Here is a 25,164-nt window from a genome sequence, read left to right as displayed (position 1 = left end):
TCAGGACTCCCAGTGGTTGCGGTTGGCGGGGGCGTCCCCGGTGGCGGTGAGGTAGCCGGCGAACAGCGCGCCGGGGTCGCGGTCGGCGCGGATCCGTTGCAGCCGGTCCCACTGCTCGTCGCCGAGGAAGCGCAGTTGACGGTTGGTGAAGTCGGAGTCGCCCAGGTACTGACCCGCCGTCACCGGCTGCAGCTCGGCCATGGCGCCGTCGAGCCAGTCGCGCAGCCGGGCGTCCTGTGACGGGTCGTCATGGACCACGTAGGCCGCGCAGTAGATCTCCGACTGCAGGCTGAAGGCCATCTCCGGGAGCGCCCGCAGCGGGGCCATGGAGAACCAGATGGTGAAGGCCCCCGGCACCGGGTGCCCGGTGAAGACCGTCCGCATCGCCGGGACCACCTCGGCCGCGCTGCCGCGCAGCCAGGCGTTGTCGACCAGGTAGCGGTGGCCCTCGGGGTTGGCCGTGCGCTGCCCGGCCAGCTGTTCCGCGAAGGTGGTGGGCTCGGCCTCGACCCGGAACAGGGCCTGCTCGCGGTGGGGGTTGGCGTGCAGCGGGGCCAGCGCCTCGGCCGCCTCGGCCGGGGTGTCGGCCAGGGCCAGGCCGGTGACCAGCAACAGCGGACGTTCGTGGCCGGGCGGGGTCTGGGTCAGCGCGACGATCTCCACGCAGTCGCCCACGGTGTGGTGGACGGTGTGCAGCCAGGTCATCACCTGGTCGAACAGCTCCAGCGGATAGGCGTGCACGGTGTGGGTGAGCGCCTGCGGCAGCGGGCGGGTGCGCAGGTGGAAGCGGGTGACCACGCCGGGGAAGCCGGGTCCGGCGCCACGCGCCGCCCAGTAGAGGTCGGTGTTCTGCTCGGCGTCGGCGCGGACCAGCTCGCCCTCGGCGGTGACCACGTCGACGGCGACGACGTTCTCGGCCGCCCAGCCCCAGCCGCGGGCGTTCCAGCCCTGCCCGCCCTGGAGCAGGAAGCCGCCGATGCCCACCGAGGGGCAGTGCCCGCCGGCGAAGAAGCGACCGTGCCCGGCCAGGTAGGGGTTGAGCTCGTCGCCGCCGCGGACCGAGGGGGTGGCGACGACGATGCCGGTGTCGGGGTCGTAGTGCAGCTCGTGGAAGCGGCCCAGGTCGATCAGCAGTGCCTGCTCGCGGACGCTCCAGGCGGCCCAGCTGTGGCCGCCCGAGCGGACCGCGACCTGCCAGCCGCGCTCCCGGGCCAGCAGCACGCCCTCGACCACGTCCTGCTCGGTGGCCGCCTCCAGCACCGCGGCGGGTCGGCGTTCGGTGGCCGGGGGGCGGCGGGCGTTGAAGACCCGGCCGACGCAGGCCTGCTCGAAGTCCCGGTCCCCGGGCAGGTGGAGGGTGCCGGTGAAACCGTTCATTTGACCGCGATCGGGTTGACCGGTGCGCCGACCGCCCCGGTCACCGGGATGGGCGCCGCGACCAGCAGGAACTCGTACACCCCGTCGGCCTCGCAGTCCGCGCCCAGGGCCTCCAGGTCGAACATCTCGCCCAGTGGCAGGCCCATGTTGGGGATGGCGATCTGGTGCAGCGGCGACATGCAGGGGTCGGGGAACTCGTACGGGCGCACCTCGAACCCCCAGGTGTCGGTGGCGGCGGCGGCGATCTCGGTGCGGTGCAGCCAGCCCAGGGTGGAGAAGGACATCCCGGGCGCCGCCCCGGCCGCGTACTCGCCCCAACCGCCGTTGCGACGCACCCGGTTGATCTGGCCGGTGCGGATCAGCACGATGTCGCCGCGGCGGACGCTGGAGGTCGGGCCCTGCGCCTCGATGGTGGCGCGCAGGTGCTCCTCGGTGATGGCGAAGCCGTCCGGCAGCTCCATCCCGTCCTCGCCGACCACCCGGCCGACGTCCAGCAGCACGCCGCGGCCGACGAAGTCGTCGGCCATGTGCTCGATGCCGGTGACGCTGTCGCCGTTCCCGTTCACGATGGTGCAGGAACGTCCGTTCCAGGCGCGCTTGTTGTCGTAGATGTGGCCGAGGCCGTCCCACTGGGTGCCGGCCTGCAGCGGCATCACCACGTGGTCGTCGGCGCCGCCGAAGCCGTGCGGGAAGCCCTGCCGGTCGGCGGCGGCGTCGGTGCCGGTGTCCTTCATGTAGTGCACCGGGTTGATCCGGCCGCGGAAGCCGCGCTGCGGACCGTCCTCGTTGAACTCCAGCGCCAGCGAGATCGCCCGGCCGCGTCGCACCAGCCCGGCGGCGTGGGCGCGTTTGGCGTCGTCGAGGTGGTTGAGCGTACCCAGCACGTCGTCCGGGCCCCAGCGGCCCCAGTTGCGGTAGGCGGCGCGGGCCTTGGCCAGCTCCTCCTCGATCGGGCCGAGCGTGGTCATGGTCGGTGGCCTTTCTGCTGCAGGAGCCGGAGCGCGGTGCCTCCGGCGATGGCGGCGCGGATCCCGGGTGCGAAGCCGGCGGCGTCCAGGCGTTGCACCGGATCGTCGACGCCCATGTCGAAGGGGTAGTCGGTGCCCAGCACCAGCCGGTCCGGGCCGACCGCCGCCACCAGCTGCCGCAGCGCGGTCGGGGTGTAGACCAGGGCGTCGAACCAGAGCCGCTCCAGGTAGGCGGACGGCGGTTCGGCGCAGCCGCGCGCGTCCGGGCGGTGCTGCCAGGCGTGGTCCGAGCGGCCCAGGTAGGTGGGGAGGTAGCCGCCGCCGTGGGCCACCACCAGGCGCAGCCCGGGGAAGCGGTCCAGCACCCCGGTGAAGATCAGGTGCGACAGCGCCACCGTGGTCTCCACCGGCTGGCCCACGGTGTTGCCGAGGTAGCGGGTGGCCAGCCGCTCGCCCAGCGAGCAGCCCCAGGGGTGCAGGAAGACCAGGGTTCCGGCCTCCTGTGCCGCCGCCCAGAACGGGTCGTGGACCGGGTCGGCCAGCTCCCGTCCCTCGACGGTGGTGGAGACGCTCACCCCGTCCAGCCCGTGCACCGATAGGGCCCGGTGCAGGGTGCGCACGGCCAGGTCGACGTGCTGGAGCGGGACGGTGCCCAGGCCGCGCAGCCGCTCCGGGGCCTGGGCGCAGTGCGCGGCGACGGCGGCGTTGACGGTCTCCGCCAGTTCGGCGGCGAGGGCGGGGCCGGCCCAGTAGTGGTGCATCGGCATCGGGCCGACCACCTGGACGTCGACGCCCATCGCGTCGAGGTCGGCCATGCGCCGCCGGACGTCCGTCAACTGCCGGGCCCTGCTCGCCAGCTGATGCCGGTTCAGGACGAGCGACTCGGCCGAGTGGGAGCGCTGCTCCGCCGTCAGCTCGCGGGCGAAGCCGTCCGTCCCGGCGACCAGGGCGTCGGCCTCGGGGACGGCGAGGTGGCCGTGGAAGTCCACCACGGCCGCCCCGGCGGGGGCGGTTGCGGCGGTCACGCCTCCGCCTTGAGGAACTCCAGCGTCTCGGACATGATCCGGGCCGGGTCGGCGCCCTCGGTCTCCGGATGGATCTCCCACTCGGCCAGCTGCAGCGAGTTGTCCAGCACCGCGCGCACCCGGGGCATCCTGCGCTGCATGTAGGCCTTCAGTATCCCGGCCAACTCGCCCTCGCCGGTGACCATCTCGGCCAGCACCACGGCGTCCTCCGCGCACATCGCCGCGCCCTGGGCGATCAGCGGCGGGCAGGCGTGCGCCGCGTCGCCGACGATCATCACCCGGCCGCGGAACCAGTCCTGGTCCACCAGCACCGACTCGATCCAGCGGTAGTCCACGGCGGCGTCCTCGGGCAGGCCGGCGATGACCCGCCCCCAGGTCCCCCCGTAGCCGGCGCCGCGCTCGCGCAGCAGGGCCAGCGGGGCGCGCGGGCCGATCAGGGCCGGGTCCAGGTTCTCGTCCAGCAGGTAGGCGTAGCACTGGGTGTCGGAGATCGGCGAGTAGCCGGCCTTGTAGCGCGGGCCGCCGTAGTAGACCTCGGCGCAGTCCATCTCCGCGGGCCGCTCGCCGACCACCCGGAAGATGCTCATGCCGACCGGACGCGGCCGGGTCCCGATCCCCAGCAGCCCGCGGATCTGCGAGTTCAGCCCGTCGGCACCGACCGCCAGGTCGTAGCGCCCGGACGTGCCGTCGGTGAAGGCGACCTCCACCTCGTCCTCGTCCTGCTTGAAGCCGGTCACGCTCAGCCCCAGCCGCACCCGCACGCCCGCCGCGTAGACGGCGTCGCACAGGGCGTCCTGGAGGTCCGCGCGCAGGGCGCCGGCGGTGGACGGGAGTTCCTCGCCGCCGGTGTGCGGGGTCTCCAGCTCCACGATCAGGCCGCCGTCCGCCCGGCGCAGCCGCATCAGGTCGAAGGGGACCGCCTTGGCCAGCACCCGGTCCAGCACGCCGACGCTGCGCAGCGCCTTCAGCGCGTTGCCCTGGACGGTGATGCCGTGGCCGACGCCGAACCACTGCGGTGAGATCTCCACGAGGTCCACCGCCACCCCGCGCCGGGCCAGGGCGAGCGCGAGCACACTTCCGGTGATGCCGCCGCCGACGACGAGCACCTTCGAGACGGCCATAGGTATTCCTCAGAGTCAGTTCAGTCGCTTCAGGAGGCAGCGGTGCCGGCCGTGCGGGACGGCGGCAGCTCGCAGGGGGGTTGGAGTCCTGGTGGGAACCCTGGCGTCGGGCCCGATCCAACGTCAACGGATGGAGCTATCGCCTCGCGCAAGGTCTTCCATCCCGCACGGCAATGCCCGGCCCGATGCCAGGCATCGCGGATGGGCATTTCCGCCGCCCGCCGCGACTGCCTAGCTTTCTGAGGAGAACCCCAGCACCGCCTAGGAGCCGCCGTGCCCGAGACCGCCCCGCCCACCACCGACGCCGATCCCGCCCTCGCCGGTCCCTTCGCGCTGGGGACGTTCTCCAGCGGCGGGCCGGCCTTCCCCGGCCTGCTGGCCGGCGCCCGGGTGCGGGACCTGTCCCCGCTGGCGGGCAGCACCTTCGCGCTGTTCGCCGACTGGGAGGCCGTGCTGCCGCAGTTGACCGGGCTGGCCGCGGACACCGCCTCGGGCGACTGGCACGACCGGTCCGCGCTGCGGGTCCTGGCCCCGATCGCCCCTGGCCAGATCCTCCAGAGCGGCGCCAACTACCGCCGGCACGTGGTGGACCTGGTGGCCGCCGAGAAGCAGAGCGTGCACGGCGCCACCCCGGCGGAGGCCCGCGCCGACGCCGAGCTGATGATGGCCGAGCGGGCCCGCAACGGCGTCCCGTACCTGTTCCTCGGCAGCCCGCGGGCGGTCTGCGGCCCCTACGACCGGGTGGTGCTGCCCGCCGAGGGCGTCCAGCACGACTGGGAGCTGGAGCTGGCGCTGGTGATCGGGCGTGGCGGCCGCTCCATCCGCCGCCAGGACGCGATGGACCATGTCGCCGCCTACACCATCTGCAACGACCTCACCACCCGCGACCGGCTCTACCGCCCCGACCTCAAGGCGATCGGCACCGACTGGTTCACCGCCAAGAACGCCGACACCTTCCTGCCGCTCGGCCCCTACCTGGTCCCGGCCGCCTTCGTCGGGGACCCGGGCGACCTGCGGATCACCCTGAGCCACAACGGCGTGGTCCGGCAGGACGAGTCCACCAAGGACATGATCTTCGACATCCCCCGGCTGATCGAGTACGCCTCCGCGACCACCACGCTGCTCCCCGGCGACCTGCTGCTGACCGGCTCCCCGGCCGGGAACGGCGCGCACTGGGGTGTCTTCCTCCAGCCCGGCGACGTGCTGGAAGGCACCATCACCGGCCTGGGCCGGCAGCGCAACACCGTCACCGCAGCATGACCGCCCAGGACGACCACCGCAGCATGAGGAGCCAACCCCGATGACCTTCCAACCCGTCACCCATCTGCGTCACTTCGCGCTCGCCGTACCGGACTTCGAGCGTCAGCGGGCCTTCTTCCGGGACACCTGGGGCCTGACCGAGGTCGCCGACGACAGCGGGCTGGCCTTCTTCGCCGCCGAGGGCAGCCCCGAGCAGTACGTGGTCCGGGTCCGCAAGGACCGGCAGAAGCGGATGGACCTGGTCGCCTTCGGCGCCGGCAGCGTCGCCGACGTGGACCGGCTGGCCACCGAGCTGATCGCGGCAGGAGTGGCCCTGGTCCGCGAGCCGGGCCCGATGGACACCCCCGGCGGCGGCTACGGCCTGCGCTTCTTCGACCCGGACGGGAGGGTGGTCGAGGTGTCCGCGGACGTCGCCACCCGCACCCACCGCAGGATCGAGGAGCGCGAGGCGATCCCGGTCCGGCTCTCCCACTGCGTCGTCAACTCCCGGCAGCCGGAACGCCTTCGTGACTTCTACGCCCGCCACCTGGGGTTCCGGCTCACCGACACGCTCTACTCCGACCACATGGGCGACCTGATGTACTTCATGCGCTGCAACCGGCTGCACCACAGCTTCGCCATCGCCCGGGGCCCCCATGTGTCGCTGCACCACGCCTCGTTCGAGATGCGCGGCGTCGAGGAGTACATGCGCGGCACCGGCCGCGCGCTGCGCGCCGGCACCCGGCTGACCTGGGGTCCCGGCCGCCACCTGGCCGGCGACAACACCTTCTCCTACTTCCACGACCCGCACGGCAACACCGTGGAGTACACCACCGAACTGGCGATCCTGGACGAGGACCTGTGGCACCCGGGCCGGCACGACGTGGACGACCCGATGGTCCAGGACCAGTGGGGAACGGCCGACCCGATGAGCGAGTCGGTGGCCAAGGACCAGTTCAACGACCCCGACGTGCTCTTCACCGCCCCGCCGGTGTGACCCCCCGTCAGTTCGCCTCCCCCTCAGCTTCCCCCGAAAGGCCACCACCATGGCACAGACCGTTCTCAAGCACGCCGTCTCCCAGGAGAGCGTCGCCGCCGACCTGGACGCGGTGCGGGCGACCGTCACCGGCGTCATTGCCGACATCCGCGAGCGCGGCGACGCGGCGGTCCGGGAGTACTCCGAGAAGTTCGACAACTGGTCCCCGGAGTCCTTCCGGCTCAGCGACCGGCAGGTCGCCGAGATCGTCGCCACCGTCCCGGACCGGGTGATCGAGGACATCCGCTTCGTCCAGGACCAGGTCCGGGCGTTCGCGCAGCACCAGCTCGCCTCCATGGGCGAGTTCGAGGTGGAGACGCTGCCGGGGGTGCGCCTCGGCCAGAAGCACATCCCGGTGCGGGCCGCCGGCGCCTACATCCCGGGCGGACGCTACCCGCTGACCGCCTCCGCGCACATGACCATCGTCACCGCCAAGGTGGCCGGGGTGCCCCGGGTGGTGGCCTGCACCCCTCCGATCCGCGGTGAGATCCCGGCCGCGACCGTGGCCGCCGCGCACCTGGCCGGGGCGGACGAGATCTGGCTGCTGGGCGGGGTGCAGGCGGTGGCCGCGATGGCCGTCGGCACCGGCACCATGCAGCCGGTCGACCTCATCGCCGGGCCCGGCAACGCCTACGTCGCCGAGGCCAAGCGTCAGCTCTTCGGGCAGATCGGCATCGACCTGTTCGCCGGGCCCACCGAGATCCTGGTCCTGGCCGACGACGGGGCCGACCCGTTCACCTGCGCGGTGGACCTGCTCTCCCAGGCCGAGCACGGACCCGACTCCCCGGCCGTGCTGATCACCACCTCCCGCGAGGTCGCCGAGGCCACCGTCGCCGAGGTCGAACGGCTGCTGCCGACCATGCCCACCAGGGACTTCGCCGGACCGGCCTGGCGCGACCACGGCCAGGTCGTCGTGGTCGACTCGCTGGACGAGCTGTACGAGCTGGCGGACGCCTTCGCCTTCGAGCACGTGGAGGTGCTGACCGCGGACCCGCGCGAGGCGCTGGAGCGGATGACCCAGTACGGCGCGCTGTTCCTCGGCGAGGGCACCTGCGTCTCCTTCGGCGACAAGGTGATCGGCACCAACCACGTGCTGCCGACCCGGGGCGCCGCGCGCTACACCGGCGGGCTGTGGGTGGGCAAGTACCTGAAAACGGTCACCTACCAGGAGGTCACCGACACCGCTTCGCAGGCCCTGCTGGGCCGGTTGTGCGGGCGCGCGGCCCGGGTGGAGCTGTTCGAGGGCCACGCCCGCTCCGGCGACCTGCGCGCCTCCAGGGCGGCCGGCGACGAGCTGCCCTGGGCGGAAGGCCGGTGAGCACCGCTGCGCCCTTGGCGGGCCGTACCGCGCTGTCAGGCAGGACTGCTCTGGTGACAGGCGCGGGCGGCCCGCTCGGCCGTGCCTTCTCACTGGCGCTGGCCGTAGCGGGGGTACGGGTGCTCCTGGTCGGCCGCAATCCCGCCACCCTGGCCGAGACCCTGGCCGGGGTCGAGCAGGCCGGCGGCAGCGGACGCACCGCCCTGGCCGACGTCGCCGACCCGGCCTCGGTGGCCGCGCTCGCGGCCGGGCTGACGCAGGCCGGGGAGGAGGTCTCCGTCCTGGTCAACAACGCCGGGATCGCCGGACCGGTCAAACCGCTGGTCGAGATCGACCCGGCGGAATGGGACGAGGTGTTCGCCGCCAACGTCCGGGGCGTCTACCTGCTCTGCCGCGCCTTCCTGCCGCCGATGCTGGCGGCGGGCCGGGGCGACGTGGTCAATGTCGCCTCGGTCAGCGGCAAGCGCCCGCTGCTCAACCGGACCCCGTACACCGCCTCGAAGATGGCCCTGCTCGGGCTCACCCGCACCCTCGCCGGGGAGGTCGGCCCAGCCGGAGTCGCCGTCAACTCCCTCTCCCCCGGCCCGATCCGCGGCCCCCGGATGGCCCGGAACTTCCGCTTGGAGGCGGAACTCACCGGCACCACCCCGGAAGCCGCCGAGCACGCCTTCGCGTCCCGCGCCGCCCTCGGCCGCCTGGTCGAGAACCACGAGGTCGCCGCCGCGCTCATCGCCATGCTGGGCATGCCCGGCCTCTGCGGCGCCGACATCGACCTGTCGGCGGGGATGATCGCCCCGTCCTGAGACCGCAACAGCAAGGGCCCGGCTGCCGGAGAGCAGCCGGGCCTTCTGGCGTTGCCGGCTAGCCGGCCTGGACGACGATGGCGCCGCTGTAGCTGGCACCCGCGGCGATGGCGGTGGTGGTGCCGTCGACCGTCATGGTGACCTGGCGTCCGCGCGGGGCCGTGACGACGGCGTCCGCGGCGAGGGTGAGGCTGGTGAGGTAGGACGTACCGGTGACGGTCCAGCGGGAGCCGGCGGCCAGCGAGACCACGACGCCGTTGTTGACCGCGGCGGCCGGGGTGTTGGTGACCTCGCCGAGCTGCAGGTACTGGTCCGCGCCGATGCTGTCGATGTGGTGCTTGGTGGTGGTCGCCGAGATCACGCCCTCGACCTGGCTGCGGGTGAAGGTGAGCACCAGGTTGAGGCCGCCGCGCATGCCGTTGTAGAAGTCGCCCTTCAGCCGGATGTCGGTGAAGGCGGCGACCGCGTCGGTGTCGTGCGCGGCGGTGTTGTCGAAGCTGCTGTCCTTGCTGGCGGCGGTGGTCGGCTCGGTGTAGACGCCGGTGTTCAGCAGCACGCCGTTGACCATCTGCGGTCCCGGGTCGTCGTTCTCCATCACCTGGACCAGGATGCCGTTGCCCGGGTTCAGCCGGGCGCCGCCGGAGCCGTCCACCACGATGGAGACCTGCTGGCCCTTGTCCAGGAAGGTCGCGGTGCGCGAGTTGAGCACCGTGCCGCCGCTGATGTCGACGCTGCCGGCGCCGTGCCACATCACCCCGAAGCGCTTGGAGTCGATGACGGTGTTGCGCACCGGGATCGCCGCCAGCTCGCGGGCGCTGAGGCCCAGCTCCAGACTGGTGTTGAGTGCGGCCACCGCCGCGCGGGTGCTGTCGGCGTAGTAGACCGTCCCGCCACGGTTGATGGTGGCGTAGCTGGCCACGTCGAACCGGCAGCCGAGGAAGTTCTCGGTGGCGTTGCCGATGGCGTAGGAGCCGTAGCCGCCGGCGGTGCCGGTGTTGGCCACTCGGCAGTTGATGGCGGTGAGGGTGCCGTCCTGGCCGTTGTCGGTGGAGAGCGCGCCCCAGTTCTCGGACTCGATGCTGGAGTTGACGTACGAGGCACGGGTCTCGGTGCCCAGCAGGTTGGTGGCGCGGACGTTGCCGCCGATGCTGAGCATCCAGGGGGCCGACTCCATCACCGAGGTGTCGACGGTGGACCGGTAGTCGGAGGGCAGGACGCCGTCCTTGACCCTGATGGTGGAGTTCTTGACGACGATGTTGGCGCCGCCGTCGGCGATGACGCCGGTGCGGACCACGCCGGTGTTGTCGATGGTGGCGTCCTCGACCACCAGGGTGGTCGTGGTGCCGGTGCCGACGATCGCCGCGCCGTAGCCGACGAAGTCGCAGCGGCCGTTGCCGTCGAAGGCGACGCCGGGGCTGCGCAGGGCGTAGGAGCCGCCGGCGACGTAGACGCCGTTGTAGGCCTCGCCGGTGGACTGCAGCCGGATGTTGCGGGCGTAGGAGTCGGTGACCTGGCCGCCGACCACGCCGGCCAGCACGGACTTGGTGCGGGAGACGCCGTCGCCGTCCACGTACAGGGCCTGGCGGAACGGGAAGGTGAGGCTGCCGAAGGCGATCGGGTTGGCCACGGCCACGGTCAGCACGACGTCGCCCCGGTAGACGCCGGGCTGGATGGTGGTGACGGTGCCGCCGGTCGCGGTGAGCAGCTGTCCGGTCTCCACGCCGCCGACGGTCAGCGTCAGGTTGTAGCCGTCCGGGGCGACCAGCGAGCCGCCGGAGGCGATGGTGAGGCGGCTGAGCCTGGTCGTGGCCGAGACGGTCAGGGACTCGCCGGCCCCCACCGTCAGCTCCCGGCCCCCGCCGACCGTACTCGGGGCGGCGACGGCGGTGACCGGGTTGAGCAGCAGTGCGCCTGCTGCCGCCGAGCCGGCGACGATGATCGATCGTCGCGAGACCCGGCTGGTGCGGGGGGAGAAGGTCATGAACAACTCCTTTGTCGTCCGTACCGGCGCAGCACGAAGTGACCGGCCGGTGCCGTCGGGAATGACGGCAGGTCAGTGGTCCAGGCGACTGGCCTGGAGGATGGGGTGACGGTTGGTCAGATGCGGTCGCGCAGGCGGCGTTCGCGACCGTAGAGGCCGACCACCGCGAGGATCAGTCCGCCGGTGATCATCTGCTGCTCGGCGGAGGGCAGTTGGGCGGCGCTGAGCAGCAGCGCGACCACCGAGAGCACCAGCGCGCCGAGGACGGTGCGCCAGTAGTCGCCGCGTCCGCCGAACATGGTGCCGCCGACGATGACCGCGGCCAGGGACTGGAACAGGTAGGGGTCGCCGACGGTGACGTTGCCCGAGCCCGAGTAGCCGGCCAGCAGGATGCCCACGCAGACCGCCAGCACCGCGCTGGCCACGTAGGCGCAGATCCAGGTCCGGCCGACGCGCACCAGGGACAGCTTGGCGGCCTGCTGGTTCACCCCGGTGAGGTAGAGGTGGCGCCCGGCCCGGGTACGGGTCAGCACCAGGCCGATGACCAGGGCGACCAGCGCCCAGATCAGCACCACCGGGGGGATCGCCAGGCCGAAGGTGGTGCCGTTGGCGGCGGTGAGGTCGCCGAGCCAGGCCGGGGTGACCCCGGTGGCGGCGCCGTTGATCCACTTCAGCAGCAGTCCGGAGACCAGGGCGCTCACGCCCAGCGTGACGATCAGCGGCTCGACCTTGAACCGGAACGAGAGCAGCCCGTTGACCAGCCCGCCGGCCGCGCCCACGGCCAGCGCGACCGCCGCCGCGGCCGGCACCGACCAGTGGTAGGTGCCGCACAGCTCGGCGATGACCACGTCGCCGGCCGAGATGAAGGCGGCGATGGAGAAGTCGATGCCGCCGACCAGCACCACGATGGTCTGTCCGGCGCCGGCCAGACCGAGCAGCGAGGCGTTGATCAGGATCGCGTAGAGCACCCGGTGCGAACCGAAGCCGTCGATGGTGGCCAGCCCGTACCCGTAGAGCGCGACCAGGGCGACGATCTGCAGCAGCGGGAAGCGGCGCTGCCAGTCCGAGAGCTGGGCCACCAGCGGCGGGCGTCCGCCGGCGGTCTCCGGAGCGGCGGGGGTGTCGGTCAGCGCGGTGTCGCTCATGCGGTCCTCCGGCGGGTGTTGGTCAGCACCGCTCCGACGACCACGGCGAAGAGCAGCAGCGCCCCGTAGATCGCGGTGGACCACAGGGTGGACACATTGACTTCATTGAGGAGGTTGTTGATCAGGTAGATGCTGCCTGCGCCCAGCAGCGAGCCGACCAGCGAGCCGCGGCCGCCGCTGAGCGCGGTGCCGCCGAGCGCCACCGAGGCGATGGCCAGCAGGGTGTACTGGGTGGCCATGCTCGCCGCGCCCTCACTGATCAGGGACATCAGCGCGATGCCGGCGATGCCCGCGTACAGGCCGCCGAGGGCGTAGGCGGCGATCCGCACCACCGGGACGTTCATCCCGGCCGAGTAGGCGGTGGCGTCGTCGCCGCCGACCGCGTAGAGGGCCTTGATGAAGGGGGTGCGGGCCAGCAGCACCCAGATCAGCAGCGGCGCGCCGATGGTGAGCAGCGCGCCGGGGACCGGACCGAAGGAGCCGGCCAGGTCCTTGGTCCAGCCGGTGCTGCCGGTGGGCACCGAGCCGCCCTGGACCTGGGTGGCCAGGCCGCCGACGACGATGTTGGCGCACAGGGTGGCGACCACCGGCTGGAACCGCAGCACGGCGACCATGAAGCCGTTGATCGCGCCGATGGCGGCGCCGACGGCCAGGCAGATCGGGACCACGAGCAGCGGCGAGGTCAGACCGTTGGGCAGCAGGTCGGCCACGATGACGATGTTGACCAGGGTCAGCACCGGGCCGATGGATATGTCGATACCGCCGCCGCCGGACAGGATCGCCGGGGTGCTGGCCATCGCCGCGCAGGCCAGCGGGGCGAAGGAGGCCAGTACGGCGGGCCAGTTGGAGGGAGCGGCGAAGGCCGGCTGCACGGCGATGTCGATCAGCAGCAGGGTGAGCGTGAGCAGCGCCGCGAAGGCGTAGGGGCGCCGGGCGAGCAGGGCCCGGACTGAGGCGAGGGCGGTCATGCGGCACCGTCCGGTGTGAGTGCGGGGGTGGTGGGGCCGGCGTCAGGGCCGGCGACGGTGCCGCTGACCGGGCCCTCGTCGACGGTGCGGCCGAAGAAGGCGGCGACCAGGGACTGCCGGGTCAGCTCGGCCCGGGTCAGGGTCGCCGAGAGGGCTCCCTCGCGGAAGACCAGCACCCGGTCCATCAGCTCGATGTGCTCGTCGACCTCGGTCGACAGCATCACCACCGCCACCCCACGGGCTGTCAGTTCGGCCAGCAGCGCGTAGATGTCGCGCTTGGCGCCGATGTCGACGCCCCGGGTCGGGTCGTTGAGCAGCAGCACCTGCGGGTCGCGGGCCAGCCAGCGGGCGATGACCACCTTCTGCTGGTTGCCGCCGGACAGGGTGGAGACCGGGTCCGACCCGCGGCCCATCCGGATCTTCAGCGCGCTGCGGTAGGGGGCGAACCGTTCCTGCGCGGCCCTGCGGGAGAGCAGTCCGGAGCGGCGGTCCTGACGGAGCGTCGCGGCGCTGAAGTTCTCCCTGATCGACATGGTCCCGAACAAGGCCTCGGCCCTGCGGTCCCGCGGAACGTAGCCGATGCCCGCCGCGGCGGCCTGCTGCTCGGAGCGGATCGGCGCCCCGGTGCCGTCGACGGTGCGCAGCACCGAGCCCTCCCCGGGCGGTCCCTCCCAGAGCGCCTTGATGAAGGCGTCCTGGCCGTGGCCCTCCAGTCCGGCCAGGCCGACCACCTCACCGGCCCGCAGCTCGAAGTCGACCGGCTCGGCGCCGGGGTGCAGCCGCACCCCGGCGGCCCGCAGCAGCACCGGAGCCGCCGGGTCCGGTGCGCGCCCGGCGACGTCGGCCGCGGACGCGCCGGCCAGGTGCTCGGAGCCGGTCATCAGCCGGACCAGCTCGGCCGTAGTGGCCTCGGCCGCGTCCAGGGTGACCACCGACTCGCCGGAGCGCAGCACCGACACCCGGTCGGCGATGGCGTCCACCTCGTCCATCCGGTGCGAGACGAACAGCACCGACATGCCCTCCGCCTTGCGCCGGGCGACGGCCCGGAACAGCCGGTCCCGGGTGGCCACGTCCAGGGCGCTGGTGGCCTCGTCCAGGATCAGCACCTTGGGGCCGCGCACCAGGGCGCGGGCGATCCCGCAGGCCTGGCGGTCGCTGAGGGACAGCTGCTCGACCGGGGTGTCCAGGTCGGGCACCTGCTCCAGCAGCTCCGCCAGGACCGCGGCGGCCCTGCTGCGCTTGTCGGCCTCGGCGACCCTGCGCCGGAACACCCCGTCCGCGCCGAGCCAGACGTTCTCCAGCACCGAGCGCGGTCCGACCACCAGCACCTCCTGGTAGACGGCCATCACCCCGGCCCGGATCGCCGCCGCCGGACCGCCGAAGCGGACCGGTCGGCCGTCGACCGTCAGGGTTCCGGAGTCCGGGGCGTGCACTCCGGTGAGGATCTTCACCAGGGTGCTCTTCCCCGACCCGTTCTCCCCCATCAGCGCGTGCACCTCGCCGGCCGGCATCCGCAGCGAGCAGGACCGCAGGGCCCTGGTCGCCCCGAACGCCTTGGCGAGTCCGGCGGCCTCCAGCACGGCCGGGCGCTCCGCCTGGCTCTGCTCGTTCAACGCACCACTCCTTGCCTGTCGACGTGCTCGTCGACTCCGCCTTCGGCTTTCGTGCTGCTACTGGGCTGCTACTGGCCGAAGAAGCCGTCGATGTAGCTGCTGGTCGCGAAGGGCTGGTCGACGTCGGACTGGGTGACCGTCGAGGCGTCGCCGACCTTGAAGCTGGACTTGCTGAAGCTCGACAGGTTGTCGCTGGTCACCAGCGGCGGGTTGATCACGATGTCGGAGACCTTGACGCCCTTGCCGTCCAGCATGTTCTTGGCGACCTGGGCCACCGCCTGGGCCAGCCCGTCGCCCGGGTTGTAGAGGCCGACGCCCCGGTACTTGCCCGAGTTGGCGGACCAGTAGGCGACGCCGCCGGTGGTCAGTCCGTTGTCGGCGACGGTCGGCACGGTGACGTCGGACTTCTGGAAGGCCGAGATGATGCCGGTGGTCATCGGACCGCCTTCCAGCACGCCGCCGATGGTCTTGGTCGGGTTGGCGGCCAGGTACTGCTGCACGTCGGTCTGCGCGGTGGTGGGCGAGAAGTCGGTGTAGATCGAGTCGTCCAGGGTGATCCCCGAGCAGAGCTTCAGCGCCGCCTTGGCACCGTTGAAGGTGTCGGTGTCGATCGGGACGCCCTTGATGCCGTGCACCCCGAGGATGGCGCCCTTGCCGCCCATGATCTTGGCAACCGCGGCGGCCTGCGCCTCACCGGCCGCGAAGGCGTTGGGGACCACATTGACGGTGTTGGCGTCCACCACGTTGTTCAGCATCGAGATGGACGGGATGCCGGCCGCCGCCGCCTTGTCGACCACCGACTCGAAGCCCGAGGCCAGCGGCTGATAGATGATCAGATCGACCTTGTCGGTTATCAGTTGGTTGAACTGGGCGATCTGGCTGGTCACCTCGTTGCTGGAGACCAGGTCGATCACCTTGTACCCGTCGGCCTTGAGGTACTGCTGCAGCGAGGTGTTGATCAGCGTCTGGTACGGGTTGCTGAGCTGCGACTCGGAGATGCCGATGGTGAAGCCGCTGGTCCTGGTGGGCTTCCAGGTGGCCCACTTGCTGGCCTGGACGGTGCCCGAGTAGCCACTGTAGGCGGCCTCGTACTGCGCCCCCAGCGCCTTGACCAGGCCGGCGGTGTCCTTGAAGGAGGCAGCCGGCACGGTGCCGCAGGACGAGGCTGTGGAACTGCTGTCCCCCGAGGAGCCGCTGCTCGCTGTGGTCGTCGCCGAACTGCTGCACCCCGCGGCCGTGAGCGCCAGCGCCGTCGCGGCGAAGAGGGCCGAAGCGCCCCGGATCCGAGAAGCGTGAGTCCGAAGGCGGCGGGCCGCGGCGGTGACCGACGGCGGGGAAGGGGCGGGAGTTGCGGTCATGGTGGGGACTCTCCCTCGAGTCTGGTTCATGCTCAGTCCATGGGTGTTCGCTGTGGCTCTCGCTACCGCGGTGGGTGGCTCGCAGAAGGGGAAGCAGTAGCGTCAGCGATGCAGCGCAGCGTATGAAGCGGCCATCACCAGGGACAAGGCACGGTGTCATCGCCGGACAGCATGGGTGGTATGCGGGGCGCCCGGCGGCTGCTGCTGATGGCTGCCATCGGCAGCGGCGCTCGTCGGCCGGCCCCGGCCGACCCCGCCGATCCGGGCACCGGCCAGGCCGATCAGCGCGGCGGTGCAGTGCCCGATCGTGGTGAAGTCCGGCAGCGCCCCGTACCACTCGGCGTCGGACAGCGGATACAGCACGGCGGCCCCGGCCCACCAGGGTCGGAGCCGCCGTGGCAGCAGCGGGGTGACCGCGGCCACCGCCGCGATGGACACATAGCTCACGCCGTAGTCCAGGGCGTGCCGGGTCGCCTGCGGATAGGCCCCGTCGCCCACCGCGACGGAGATCACCGCGGTCGTGGTGAGGGTCGCGCCGACATGTGCCACCAGCACCAGGGCGACCGCCCGCCGGGTGCCGACACTGCGCTCCAGCACGGCCAGGCAGACGGCCAGCCCGACCACCACGACCAGGAAGAAGCTCAGCGCGTCGCCGGTGTCGACCACCAGCAGGCTGCCGAACAGGCTGCGCAACGGGTGCTGTCCCATGTTGTCCAGGTTGGTGCTGATGTACTGCCGCAGCCGGACGCCGTCCGACTCGCTCAGGACCCGGCGCAGCAGCGCCGCGTCCACCGCGAGCAGCAGCAGGTAGCCGAAGGCCGCCGGGTTCCGACGCGGATACCCGGCGGCCCACCGGAGCAGCCGGGCCCGCGACGACCGGAGAGGATCAGTGCGCATGGCGCCCATCATCCCCGGCCGTCGATCACGTCCCCTGCTGCGACGCCCGCGAAGCCTGCGACGCCTGCGACGCCCGACCGGCGCCCACTCAGCCGCCGATGGTGACGGTCCGCGACAGCACGGGGCTGGTGGCGTCGGTGCCCAGGGTCAGCGACCGGGCACCGAGGGCGGTCCTCCAGCCGTCGGCCGCGGTGGACCAGTACTGCAGCTGACGGGTCGGAATGGTGATGGTGACCGTCCGCGACTGACCCGGGGCCAGCCGGACCCGGTCGTAGCCGGCCAGCGCGGTCGGGGCGAACTGCACCCCGGCGGGCGGGTTCCGCGGTGCGCCCAGGTAGAGCTGCGGTACGGCATCCCCGGTGGCCGACCCGGTGTTGCTGACCCGGAAGCTGACCGCCAGGCCGCTCCCGGTCCGACGGGCCGACAGGTCCGCGTACCGGAACCGGCTGTAGCTCAGCCCGTAGCCAAAGGGAAACAGCGGGGTCTCCCCGTTGGCCGCGTAGAACCGGTAGCCGACGTCGACGCCCTCGGAGTAGCTGGTCACCGGGCAGTTGAGCAGCGTCGCACCGAAGGGCGCGCAGGTTCCGGTGCCGCCGACGCCGGCGGAGCTGCGCTCCGGGTGGGCCGCCTGGTGCGCCACCTCCTGGCCGAGCGAGACCGGCCAGGTGAAGGGCAGCCTCCCACCCGGGTTCACCCTGCCGAGCAGGACGTCGGCGGTGGCCTGTCCGCCCTTGTCGCCCGGGTACCACATCTCCAGCACCGACTTCACCTTGCCCAGCCACGGCATGGCGACGGGCTGACTGGTGTTCAGCACCACCACGGTGTCCGGGTTCACCGCCGCCACATCGGCGATCAGCTGGTCCTGGCCCTCCGGCAGCGGCTTCGACAGGTCCCCGTCGCTCCAGGCGAACACCACGGCGGTGCCCGCGTGGCGCGCGGCGTTCACCGCGGCGTCGTGAGCCGCCTGCTGCTGCGCCGGGGTGACCCAGTCCAGCCGCACCTGCACCGGCCGGCCCGAGGCGTCCGGGGTGGCCGCGACCGCCAGGGTGTGCGCCCCGGCGGTCAGATGGACCAGGGTGCGCCCGTTGGCGAGACCGTCGGTGGTGGGCAGCGGACCGTTGCCGTCGGTGGCGTGGACCACGCCGTACCGCGGCCCGGTACTGAACCCGGAACCACCCACCGTGGTCAGGGTGTTGCCGTCCACGGTCAGCCCCGCGGTCGCGCCCAGGGCTTGGATGTTCAGCCAGTAGTCCCCGGCCTGAGGGATCGTCAGGGTTCCGCTCCAGGAGGCGGCCTGACCGACAGGCAGGGCGTGGCTGCCGGTGAAGTCCAGCGTGGCGTCGACACCGCCCCCGGCCCGCAGCAGCCCTGACTGTCCGTCGTGCGACAGAGCCGACGCCGGCACGGCGGTGCCCGTCATGTCGTCCCCGACCGAGTAGCTGATTCCGGAGCTGCCCCGGCGGCCCAGCTCCTGCTGCAGCACCTGGTACGTCCCGGTCTGCTCGGCGACCAGGCCGCCGGACTTCTCACCGCCGCCGTCGGTGGCGATGGTCTGCCCGGCGCCGGGCCCGATCAGCGCCAGCGACGAGAGCGACTTCCCGCCGAGCGGGAGCGTGGAGCCGTCGTTCTTGAGCAGAGTGGCGGCGTCCTGGCCGGTCTTGAGCACGACCTTCTCGTCGGCCGCGGTCGGCTGGGCGGTCACCGTGTGCTTGGACGCGCCGTCCAGCAGGCCGAACCGGTCGTACTCGTAGAGGATGCGTCCCACGGCCTGGTCGACCCGGGACTCCTGGACCGAGCCGTCGGCGATCGCGGCCTTGAGCGCGGCGGAGGTGAAGTAGGACGGCAGCAGCCCGCCGAACCCGCCGCCGGGCATCTCCATGTCCAGACCGGCGTTGAGGTAGTCGGTGCCGTGGTTGGCGCCCCAGTCGGAGGTCACGAAGCCCTTGAACCCGAGCTCGTTACGCAGGATGGTCGTCAGCGTGTCCGAACTGTCGCACGCCTGGGCGCTGTTGACGACGTTGTAGGAGCACATCACCGAGGAGACACCGGCGTTGACGGCGTCGGTGAAGGGCTGCAGGTAGATCTCGTGCAGGGTCTGCTGGTCCACGCTGACGTTGTTGCCGCCGTCGTAGGCGATGTAGTGCTTGACCTGCGCCATCGTGCCCTGGCTCTGGATACCGGTGATCTCGGCGGCACCGGTCTGCCCGGTGAGCAGCGGATCCTCGCCGAAGGTGTTGAAGCCCCGGGACCAGGAGGTGTCACGGTCCAGGTTGACGAACGGCTCCAGCACCACGTCCTGTCCCATGGCCCTGGCGTCACGGCCGATCACCTCGCCGTTCAGCCGGGCGTCGTTCTGGCTGAAGGTGGCGGCGACGCCCATGGTGGCGGTCATCCCGGTGGAGTCCTGCTCGGTGATCACCCCGGGCGGCCCGTCGCTCAGCCGCAGCGAGGGGATGCCCAGCCGCGGGACGCCCGGCAGGTAGCCGGCCTGGTACTGGGTGGTGGACGCGGCCTCGGCCTGGCCCTCGATCATCGAGAGCTTCTCGTCCAGGGTCATCCTGGCCAGCAGCCGGTCCACCCGGGCGTCCCCGGTGACCGGCGCAGGCCGCGCGGACGCGGTGGGCGCCCCGGCCACGGCGAGCCCGAGGGTGCTGAGCAACGCGACGGCACAGACCGTCGCACGGCGGTGGCGCCTGCTGTTGCCGGTCCTGCTGGTCTGGCTGCTGTTACTGGTCCTGCTGGTCCTGCTGATGAGGGTGGGGTGCATACGGCTCTGCCTCTCTTCAAGGCTGCACGTCTCTGTGCGCCTGCGAGCGGAGAAGCCCCCGCCGTCGGGTGGAACGGCGGGGGCAGCACTGTACGCGAACGGCCGGTGGAGAGCCCCGGCCTGGGCGAACGCATGGCATCACCCGGCGACAACTCGTGAACCTGACTCACGTGTCACCAAAGGACCCACGGCTGACGAGTTTTCATTGGAAGGCGCAAGCGGTCAAGACCTTGCACAGGAAGCAATCAGGGGGCGAGCCCCATGTCCAGGTTGCCCACCGCGTCGATGCCGCGGTCGTAGTTGTAGCCGCGGCGCAGGATCCGGGAGTCGTCGGTCTTGGCGGTACGCGGGTTGGCGATCCGGATGTGGGCGTCCAGCGGGATCGCGTTGCCCTGCGGGTCCTTGGCGTAGTCGGGGATGTCCGTCTCGTTGGCACCGTCCAGCGGGGCGCCGGTGTCCTTGCGCCGACCGAACATCAACTCCTGCTCGTTGAGCGAGACCCGGTCCCAGAACTCCACCAGCATCCGGATGATCCGGATCACCTGGTAGCTGCCGTCGGTCGCCCAGGCCGGCTCGCCGGCGCCCGAGTCCACCCACACCAGACGGTCCATCTCCCGGGTGGAGGTGACGTCCGGGTTGGCGATGCCGTCCTTGAAGCCCAGCAGGTTGCGCTGCGCGCCGCTGGGACGCGGGGTGTTCTGGAAGCCGTCGATCCGCCACTTCACCTGCATCTGCCCGCGGGTGTGCTTGGCGATGTCACGCATCGCGTGCAGCACCGTGTCCTGGCGGTCGGCGCAGATCTGCAGCGACAGGTCCCCGTGCGACTCCGCCGCCTTCAGGTTGTCGTTGGGGAAGGTCCGCATCGGGGTGAGCTTGCGGGGCTTCTGCGCGGCCAGCCCGAAGCGTCCGTCGAAGAGCGACGCGCCCACGCCGACGGTCACGGTGAGGCTGTCGGTGGGGACGACCGGGCCGAGGATCCCGTTGTCGGACGGCGGCGCGCCGACACCCAGATCGGGCGGGGTGCCGCCGGAGGTGAGGAAGCGGATCCGCTCGGTGAGGGTCTGCAGCAGGGCCTGCAGACCCTTGCGGTCGGTGGCGATCACGTCCATCGAGAGGAAGATGGCGAACGCCGGTGTGGGCGTGATGATCCCGGCCTGGTGGGCGCCGTGGAAGGCGACCGAACCACTGTCGGAGGTGGCGCCGGAGCCCGACGCGGGGGCGGCGGCCGCGGCGGATCCGCTGCCGAGCGCGACCGCGCCGGTCGCTATCGCGGCACCCGCCGCGCCCGCACCCAACGCCGTCTTGACGACGGCGCGTCGCGAGGTGCCGGCAGTCACGGCGCCGGCAGTCGCGGCGCCGGCAGTCCCGGCTCCGCTCCCGAATCCGAAGGGGCAGCTTCCCGTCGAAGGCTGGTACTGGTCGGTCATCAGGCGGACTTCCGGATCTCGAGCAGGTCGGGGATGGGTGCGAGGTCTTCCAGCAGCTGCCCGGTGGCGCCGTTGACGGCGGCGCGGGCGGTCGGGTCGAGCTGCTCGACGGGTGTCCAGGCGGCGCCCTTGTGCTGGGCGTCCAGCAGTGCGGAGAGCCGCGCGATGTCCGCGTCGACGGTGCCGATGAGCGCGGGGCTGCGCTCGGTGATCAGCGGCCGGAGCACCGAGAGCAGTTCCCTGGTGCCGGCCAGGTTGGCCTGGGCGGTCGCCAGGTTGGTGCCGCTGCCCTCGTCGGTGTCGCCGGTCAGCTCGAACTGGAGGGTGTTCTCCAGGATCTCGTGGGTGCGCAGCGGCAGGTCGGTCGGGTCGAAGTCCTGGCTCGGGAACGCCTTGCGCAGCCCGGCGACGTCGGCCGACAGCTGGACCGCCACGGACGTCAGGCTCTTCGCGGACTCGCCGTGCCACAGCCCGTACTCGAGCCGGTGGAAGCCGGTGAAGTCCGGGTCGTTGACCCCGTCGGGCAGCCCGTCCGCACGACCGTTGATCTTGGCGTCGAACTCGGAGAAGGTGCCGTACGCGGCGCCCAGCGAGGCGTACTGCAGGTGCGCGGTGAGCCAGTCGGCCTTGGCCGCGGCCAGGTTGCCGCCCTTGACGTCGGCCTGCAGCCTGTCGGTCTCGGTGACCAGGGTGGTCAGTCCGGCGTTGACGTAGGCCTTGTAGGCGGCGAGCGGCGCGTCCAGATCGGCGGCGGCGAGGGGCAGTACGGCCTTGACCGTCCCTCCCCCGGTGACGGTGACGCTGGCCGAGGTGACGGCCTTGCCGCCGGTGGGCACACAGCGCCAGGCGTAGGTGCCCTTGCCTATGGTGGCGGTGAGGGCGCGGGTGGTGCCCGGGGCCAGGCCTTCGACCTCGCCGAAGACGGCGTTGCTGCCGGGGTCGATCAGGTACACCTCGGAGGTGTCCTTGCCGGTGTTGTGCATCTGGAAGGTCTGCTGGCCCGGCTGCGGAGTGGTGAAACCCTTGCCGCAGGCGGTGGGTGAGACGGTGACGGTCGCCGCGGCGGCCGGCTTGCCGTTGCCGGCCGCGATCACCGCGCCGGCGACGACCGCCGGAACGGCGACCACCGCGACCGGGACCACCCAGCGGGGGCGCGGGCGCCCGACCCCTCCCCCGGCCGGAACCGGCTCCGCCTGCTTCGCCTCCTTCGCATCCTTCGACTGCGCCGCACCCTCGGGGGTCGGCTCGGCGGCCGGGACCGGCTTCGGTGCGCGGACGCCGCGCAGGAACAGCGTCATCACCACGGCCAGGTAGACGACGTAGGCGACGACCTGGAGCCAGGTCATCTGGGTCGTCAGATTGAACACGCCCTGCACCAGCGTCGCGTACCAGGAGTTGGCGTCGATGCTGCTGCTGATGTCGACGGCGAAGGCGTGGATGCCGGGAAGGACGCCGCCCTCCTGGAGGTCCCGCATGCCGTAGCCGAGCACCCCCGCCGCGATGACGATCAGGCCCGCGCCGGTCCAGGTGAAGAAGCGGGTCAGATTGATCTTCAGCACCCGCCGGTACAGCGCCCAGCAGAGCACCGTCGCGAGCACCAGCCCGACGGCCGCGCCGATCAGCGGGCCGGTGGACTCCCCCGCCGTCTGCGCGGTGGTCCAGATGAACAGCGCCGTCTCCAGACCCTCACGGCCGACCGCGAGGAAGCTGGTGGCGACCAGCATGCCGGAGCCGACCGCCAGTGCCGCGCCGACCTTGTCCTTCAACTCACCGGCGAGGTTGCGGGCGTTGCGCCGCATCCAGAAGACCATCGCGGTGACGAAGGCGACCGCGATCACGCTCAGGGTGCCGCCGAAGGCCTCCTGCGCGGTGGCGGAGAGGCTGTGCGCGGTGAAGGTCAGCACCGCGCCGAAGCTGAGCGACAGCCCGATCGCGGCCAGGACCCCGGTCCACACCTGCGGAAGCCGTGACTTCTGGTCACTCCGGACCAGGGTGGCCACCAGGATGGAGACGACAAGTCCAGCTTCCAGGCCCTCTCTGAGCCCGATGAGGAAACTCGGGAATGCGTCGTCCCACATCAGTGATCCTTCTGTTCGGCATGCTTAGCTTAGGCATACCTTATGCAACCCACGCATGACTCGTCTACATGGAGGTAGACGCTACGGTGTGACAGTGATCGCACGGCGTCACCGGCGTCCCGTCCGCCTCGGCCTGCTCGCCGCGGCGCTCCTCCTCGCGGCCCTGACCGCCCTGGTGATGGTCCGTGACGGCCGCCCGTTCGGCGTCGACACCGGGCTGCACCACTGGGCGCTGACGCACCGTGACCCCGCCCTCGACCGCTTCGGCATCGACCTGGCGGTCACCGGCACCGGGGCGCCCGCCTACGCCGTAGCCGCCCTGGCGGGTGCCGTCGCCACCGGCACCCGGCGCTGGTGGTGGCGCGGTGCGCTGGTCGGGGTGGCGGCACTGGCATCGGCGGAACTGCTGCGCACCTCACTGGCCACGGCCGTCGGCCGCCCCCGACCCCCTCGCGCCGACTGGCTCGCCTACGCCTCCGGCCATGCGTTCCCGTCCGGGCACAGCACCACCTCGGCGCTGCTCGCCATCGGCCTGACCGCCGCTCTGCTGACGCACGCTCAGCGCCGTACCACCCGGGCGGCGGCCGTGGTCCTCCCGTCGCTGTGGGCGCTCGCGGTCGGCGTCGACCGGGTCTACCTCGGGGTGCACTGGCCCACCGACGTGCTCGCCGGGTGGCTGCTGGCCGCGGTCATCGGTGGCGCGCTGCTGCCCCTGCTGGGCGCGCTGACCCGAGCGCTCAGCTCGTCACCCGCAGCATGGCCCACAGGGCGGTGGTGGCCACGACCAGCGTCGCCGGAACCGTCCAGAGACCGAGACGGGTGAACAGGCCCAGCTCCGCGTCGGTCCCGTGGTCGCGGAGCAGTCGGCGCCAGAGCAGGGTGGCCAGCGATCCGGCGTAGCTGAGGTTGGGCCCCAGGTTCACCCCGATCAGCGCGGCCAGCACCGGTCCAGGGCCGCCCGCGGAGAGCACCGGCAGCAGCGCCAGGATCGCGGGCAGATTGTTGATCGCGTTCGCCAGCACGGCCGCCACCGCCGCGACCGCCAGCAGCGCGGGCAGGTCCGAGGACTGCGGCAGCAGCCCGCCCGCCGCCGACTGCAGCCCGTTGACCATGACCCCCTCGACCACGATCCCGAGCGCCAGCACGAAGACGCAGAACAGCGGATCGGCCGAGCGCAGCAGCGCCAGCGTGGTGGCGCGGCGCCGGTCGCGCGCCCGGGCCACCGCGCGCACGCCCAGCACCAGGACGCCGCCGAGCGCCGCCCAGGCCGGGTTGGCCCCGGCCAGCGAGACCACGGCGAAGCCGGCCAGCGTGAGGGCCAGCACCACCAGGGTGAACAGCGGAACGGGAGTGGGTCCGGCCGGGTCCGCCGATTCTGCCGGGTCGGGTTCCTCCGGTTCCTCCCGCGGGTCCGCCCGCAGCTCCAGGTCGGCTCGGAAGAAGCGGCGGAAGACCAGGTACTCGATGCCGATGGTCAGCACCCACGCCGGCGCCATCACCACACCGAAGCGGACGAACGAGATCCCGGCGGCGGTGAAGGCCAGCAGATTGGTCAGGTTGGAGACCGGCAGCAGCAGCGAAGCGCTGTTGGCCAGGTGCGCGGTGGCGTAGACGTGCGGACGCGGCCGCGCACCGGCCCTGGCCGCGGCGGCGAAGACAACCGGCGTCAGCAGCACCACCGTGGCGTCCAGGCTGAGCACCGCGGTGGTGACCGAGGCCACCGCGAACACGCCGCCCAGCAACCGCACCGGGCGTCCCCGGCAGGCCCGGGCCACCAGCTCACCGGCGGCAGCGAACAGTCCGTCGTCCGCGCAGAGCCGGGCCAGGACCAGCACCGCGGCCAGGAATCCCACCACTGGTAGCAGCAGTCGGGTCTGCGCCCAGGCCTCGCCCGGCGAGACCGCGCCCAGGAGCACCACCACGGCGGCGGCCGGGACCGCGGCGGCCGCCTCCGGCCAGCCCTTGGGCCGTAGCACCGCGAAGACCAGTACACCCAGCAGCAGGGCGACGGAGAGCCCCTCGGCCACTGCGCTGTTCAGAATG

20 protein-coding genes are annotated in these 25,164 nt (G+C 72.1%); 6 read left to right on the top strand and 14 right to left on the bottom strand.

Annotated elements, in window-relative coordinates:
- From IF29_RS0109075 to IF29_RS0109060, 4 genes are read right to left on the bottom strand one after another with little or no spacing between them, the layout of a single operon-like run.
- Nucleotides 1-1,377, bottom strand: a complete 1,377-nt coding sequence (locus tag IF29_RS0109075; protein ID WP_030252135.1) for an FAD-binding oxidoreductase — start codon at nt 1,375-1,377, stop codon at nt 1-3.
- Nucleotides 1,374-2,345, bottom strand: a complete 972-nt coding sequence (locus IF29_RS0109070) for a cyclase family protein (protein ID WP_030252133.1) — start codon at nt 2,343-2,345, stop codon at nt 1,374-1,376. The genes IF29_RS0109075 and IF29_RS0109070 overlap by 4 nt, the downstream gene beginning before the upstream one ends.
- Nucleotides 2,342-3,370, bottom strand: a complete 1,029-nt coding sequence (locus IF29_RS0109065) for an amidohydrolase family protein (RefSeq protein WP_030252130.1) — start codon at nt 3,368-3,370, stop codon at nt 2,342-2,344. The genes IF29_RS0109070 and IF29_RS0109065 overlap by 4 nt, the downstream gene beginning before the upstream one ends.
- Entirely contained in the window at nt 3,367-4,491 is a 1,125-nt protein-coding gene (locus IF29_RS0109060) for an FAD-dependent monooxygenase (RefSeq protein ID WP_030252127.1), read from the bottom strand. Before IF29_RS0109060 ends, IF29_RS0109065 begins: the two co-directional genes overlap by 4 nt.
- A gap of 273 nt (nt 4,492-4,764) precedes the next feature.
- On the opposite strand from IF29_RS0109060, the gene IF29_RS0109055 reads away from it, so the two are divergent.
- Genes IF29_RS0109055 through IF29_RS0109040 form a run of 4 tightly spaced genes read left to right on the top strand, consistent with a single transcriptional unit; the run spans nt 4,765 to nt 8,887 of the window.
- The gene (locus IF29_RS0109055; protein WP_037594679.1) at nt 4,765-5,751 is read left to right on the top strand and encodes a fumarylacetoacetate hydrolase family protein; all 987 of its coding nucleotides are present in this window, start codon (nt 4,765-4,767) and stop codon (nt 5,749-5,751) included.
- A gap of 40 nt (nt 5,752-5,791) precedes the next feature.
- Nucleotides 5,792-6,727 (top strand): VOC family protein, encoded by a 936-nt coding sequence (locus tag IF29_RS0109050; protein WP_030252124.1) that lies wholly within the window; start codon nt 5,792-5,794, stop codon nt 6,725-6,727.
- A 49-nt stretch (nt 6,728-6,776) separates the two neighbouring features.
- The gene (gene hisD, locus IF29_RS0109045) at nt 6,777-8,084 is read left to right on the top strand and encodes a histidinol dehydrogenase (protein ID WP_030252122.1); all 1,308 of its coding nucleotides are present in this window, start codon (nt 6,777-6,779) and stop codon (nt 8,082-8,084) included.
- A 53-nt stretch (nt 8,085-8,137) separates the two neighbouring features.
- Nucleotides 8,138-8,887 carry an SDR family NAD(P)-dependent oxidoreductase gene (locus IF29_RS0109040; protein WP_232242076.1) on the top strand — a complete coding sequence of 250 codons (750 nt, stop codon included), beginning with the start codon at nt 8,138-8,140 and terminating at the stop codon, nt 8,885-8,887.
- A gap of 58 nt (nt 8,888-8,945) precedes the next feature.
- On the opposite strand, the gene IF29_RS0109035 is transcribed toward IF29_RS0109040, so the two are convergent.
- The 5 genes from IF29_RS0109035 to IF29_RS0109015 form a co-directional block, all read right to left on the bottom strand.
- Nucleotides 8,946-10,868, bottom strand: a complete 1,923-nt coding sequence (locus IF29_RS0109035) for a hypothetical protein (protein ID WP_030252118.1) — start codon at nt 10,866-10,868, stop codon at nt 8,946-8,948.
- Nucleotides 10,869-10,984: 116 nt separating this feature from the next.
- Nucleotides 10,985-12,013, bottom strand: coding sequence for an ABC transporter permease (locus IF29_RS0109030; RefSeq protein WP_051725081.1), 1,029 nt, complete (start codon nt 12,011-12,013; stop codon nt 10,985-10,987).
- A complete protein-coding gene (locus IF29_RS0109025; RefSeq protein ID WP_030252114.1) occupies nt 12,010-12,981 on the bottom strand; it encodes an ABC transporter permease in 972 nt (323 codons plus the stop codon). The genes IF29_RS0109030 and IF29_RS0109025 overlap by 4 nt, the downstream gene beginning before the upstream one ends.
- Nucleotides 12,978-14,594 carry a sugar ABC transporter ATP-binding protein gene (locus IF29_RS0109020; protein WP_051725080.1) on the bottom strand — a complete coding sequence of 539 codons (1,617 nt, stop codon included), beginning with the start codon at nt 14,592-14,594 and terminating at the stop codon, nt 12,978-12,980. Before IF29_RS0109020 ends, IF29_RS0109025 begins: the two co-directional genes overlap by 4 nt.
- A gap of 68 nt (nt 14,595-14,662) precedes the next feature.
- A complete protein-coding gene (locus IF29_RS0109015; RefSeq protein ID WP_030252110.1) occupies nt 14,663-15,742 on the bottom strand; it encodes a substrate-binding domain-containing protein in 1,080 nt (359 codons plus the stop codon).
- Between the two features lies 1 nt (nt 15,743).
- Here IF29_RS0109015 and IF29_RS46785 point away from each other — a divergent pair, with 1 nt between their 5' ends.
- Nucleotides 15,744-15,890 carry a hypothetical protein gene (locus IF29_RS46785; protein WP_198037353.1) on the top strand — a complete coding sequence of 49 codons (147 nt, stop codon included), beginning with the start codon at nt 15,744-15,746 and terminating at the stop codon, nt 15,888-15,890.
- Nucleotides 15,891-16,108: 218 nt separating this feature from the next.
- Here IF29_RS46785 and IF29_RS0109005 read toward each other — a convergent pair whose 3' ends face one another.
- The 4 genes from IF29_RS0109005 to efeU all read right to left on the bottom strand — a co-directional run bounded on the left by IF29_RS0109005 (nt 16,109) and on the right by efeU (nt 23,121).
- On the bottom strand, nt 16,109-16,849 hold the full coding sequence (locus IF29_RS0109005) for a rhomboid-like protein (RefSeq protein ID WP_051725079.1): 741 nt from the start codon (nt 16,847-16,849) through the stop codon (nt 16,109-16,111).
- A gap of 88 nt (nt 16,850-16,937) precedes the next feature.
- A complete protein-coding gene (locus tag IF29_RS0109000) occupies nt 16,938-19,616 on the bottom strand; it encodes a beta-glucosidase family protein (protein ID WP_232242075.1) in 2,679 nt (892 codons plus the stop codon).
- A gap of 245 nt (nt 19,617-19,861) precedes the next feature.
- Nucleotides 19,862-20,953, bottom strand: coding sequence for a Dyp-type peroxidase (locus IF29_RS0108995; RefSeq protein WP_232242074.1), 1,092 nt, complete (start codon nt 20,951-20,953; stop codon nt 19,862-19,864).
- 89 nt (nt 20,954-21,042) lie between these two features.
- Entirely contained in the window at nt 21,043-23,121 is a 2,079-nt protein-coding gene (gene efeU / locus IF29_RS0108990; protein ID WP_030252101.1) for an iron uptake transporter permease EfeU, read from the bottom strand.
- A 94-nt stretch (nt 23,122-23,215) separates the two neighbouring features.
- Between efeU and IF29_RS0108985 the strand changes: the two genes are divergently transcribed.
- Entirely contained in the window at nt 23,216-23,944 is a 729-nt protein-coding gene (locus tag IF29_RS0108985; RefSeq protein WP_063757458.1) for a phosphatase PAP2 family protein, read from the top strand.
- Here the strand turns inward: IF29_RS0108985 and IF29_RS0108980 are convergent.
- Nucleotides 23,859-25,148: an SLC13 family permease gene (locus IF29_RS0108980; protein ID WP_232242073.1), complete on the bottom strand. Its 1,290-nt coding sequence runs from the start codon at nt 25,146-25,148 to the stop codon at nt 23,859-23,861. The two genes, IF29_RS0108985 and IF29_RS0108980, sit on opposite strands and share 86 nt — an antisense overlap.
- Nucleotides 25,149-25,164 lie beyond the last annotated feature (16 nt).

Source organism: Streptacidiphilus jeojiense, assembly GCF_000719095.1.
Taxonomy (GTDB): Bacteria; Actinomycetota; Actinomycetes; order Streptomycetales; family Streptomycetaceae; genus Streptacidiphilus; species Streptacidiphilus jeojiensis.
This window is presented reverse-complemented; position numbering and strand designations above follow the sequence as displayed.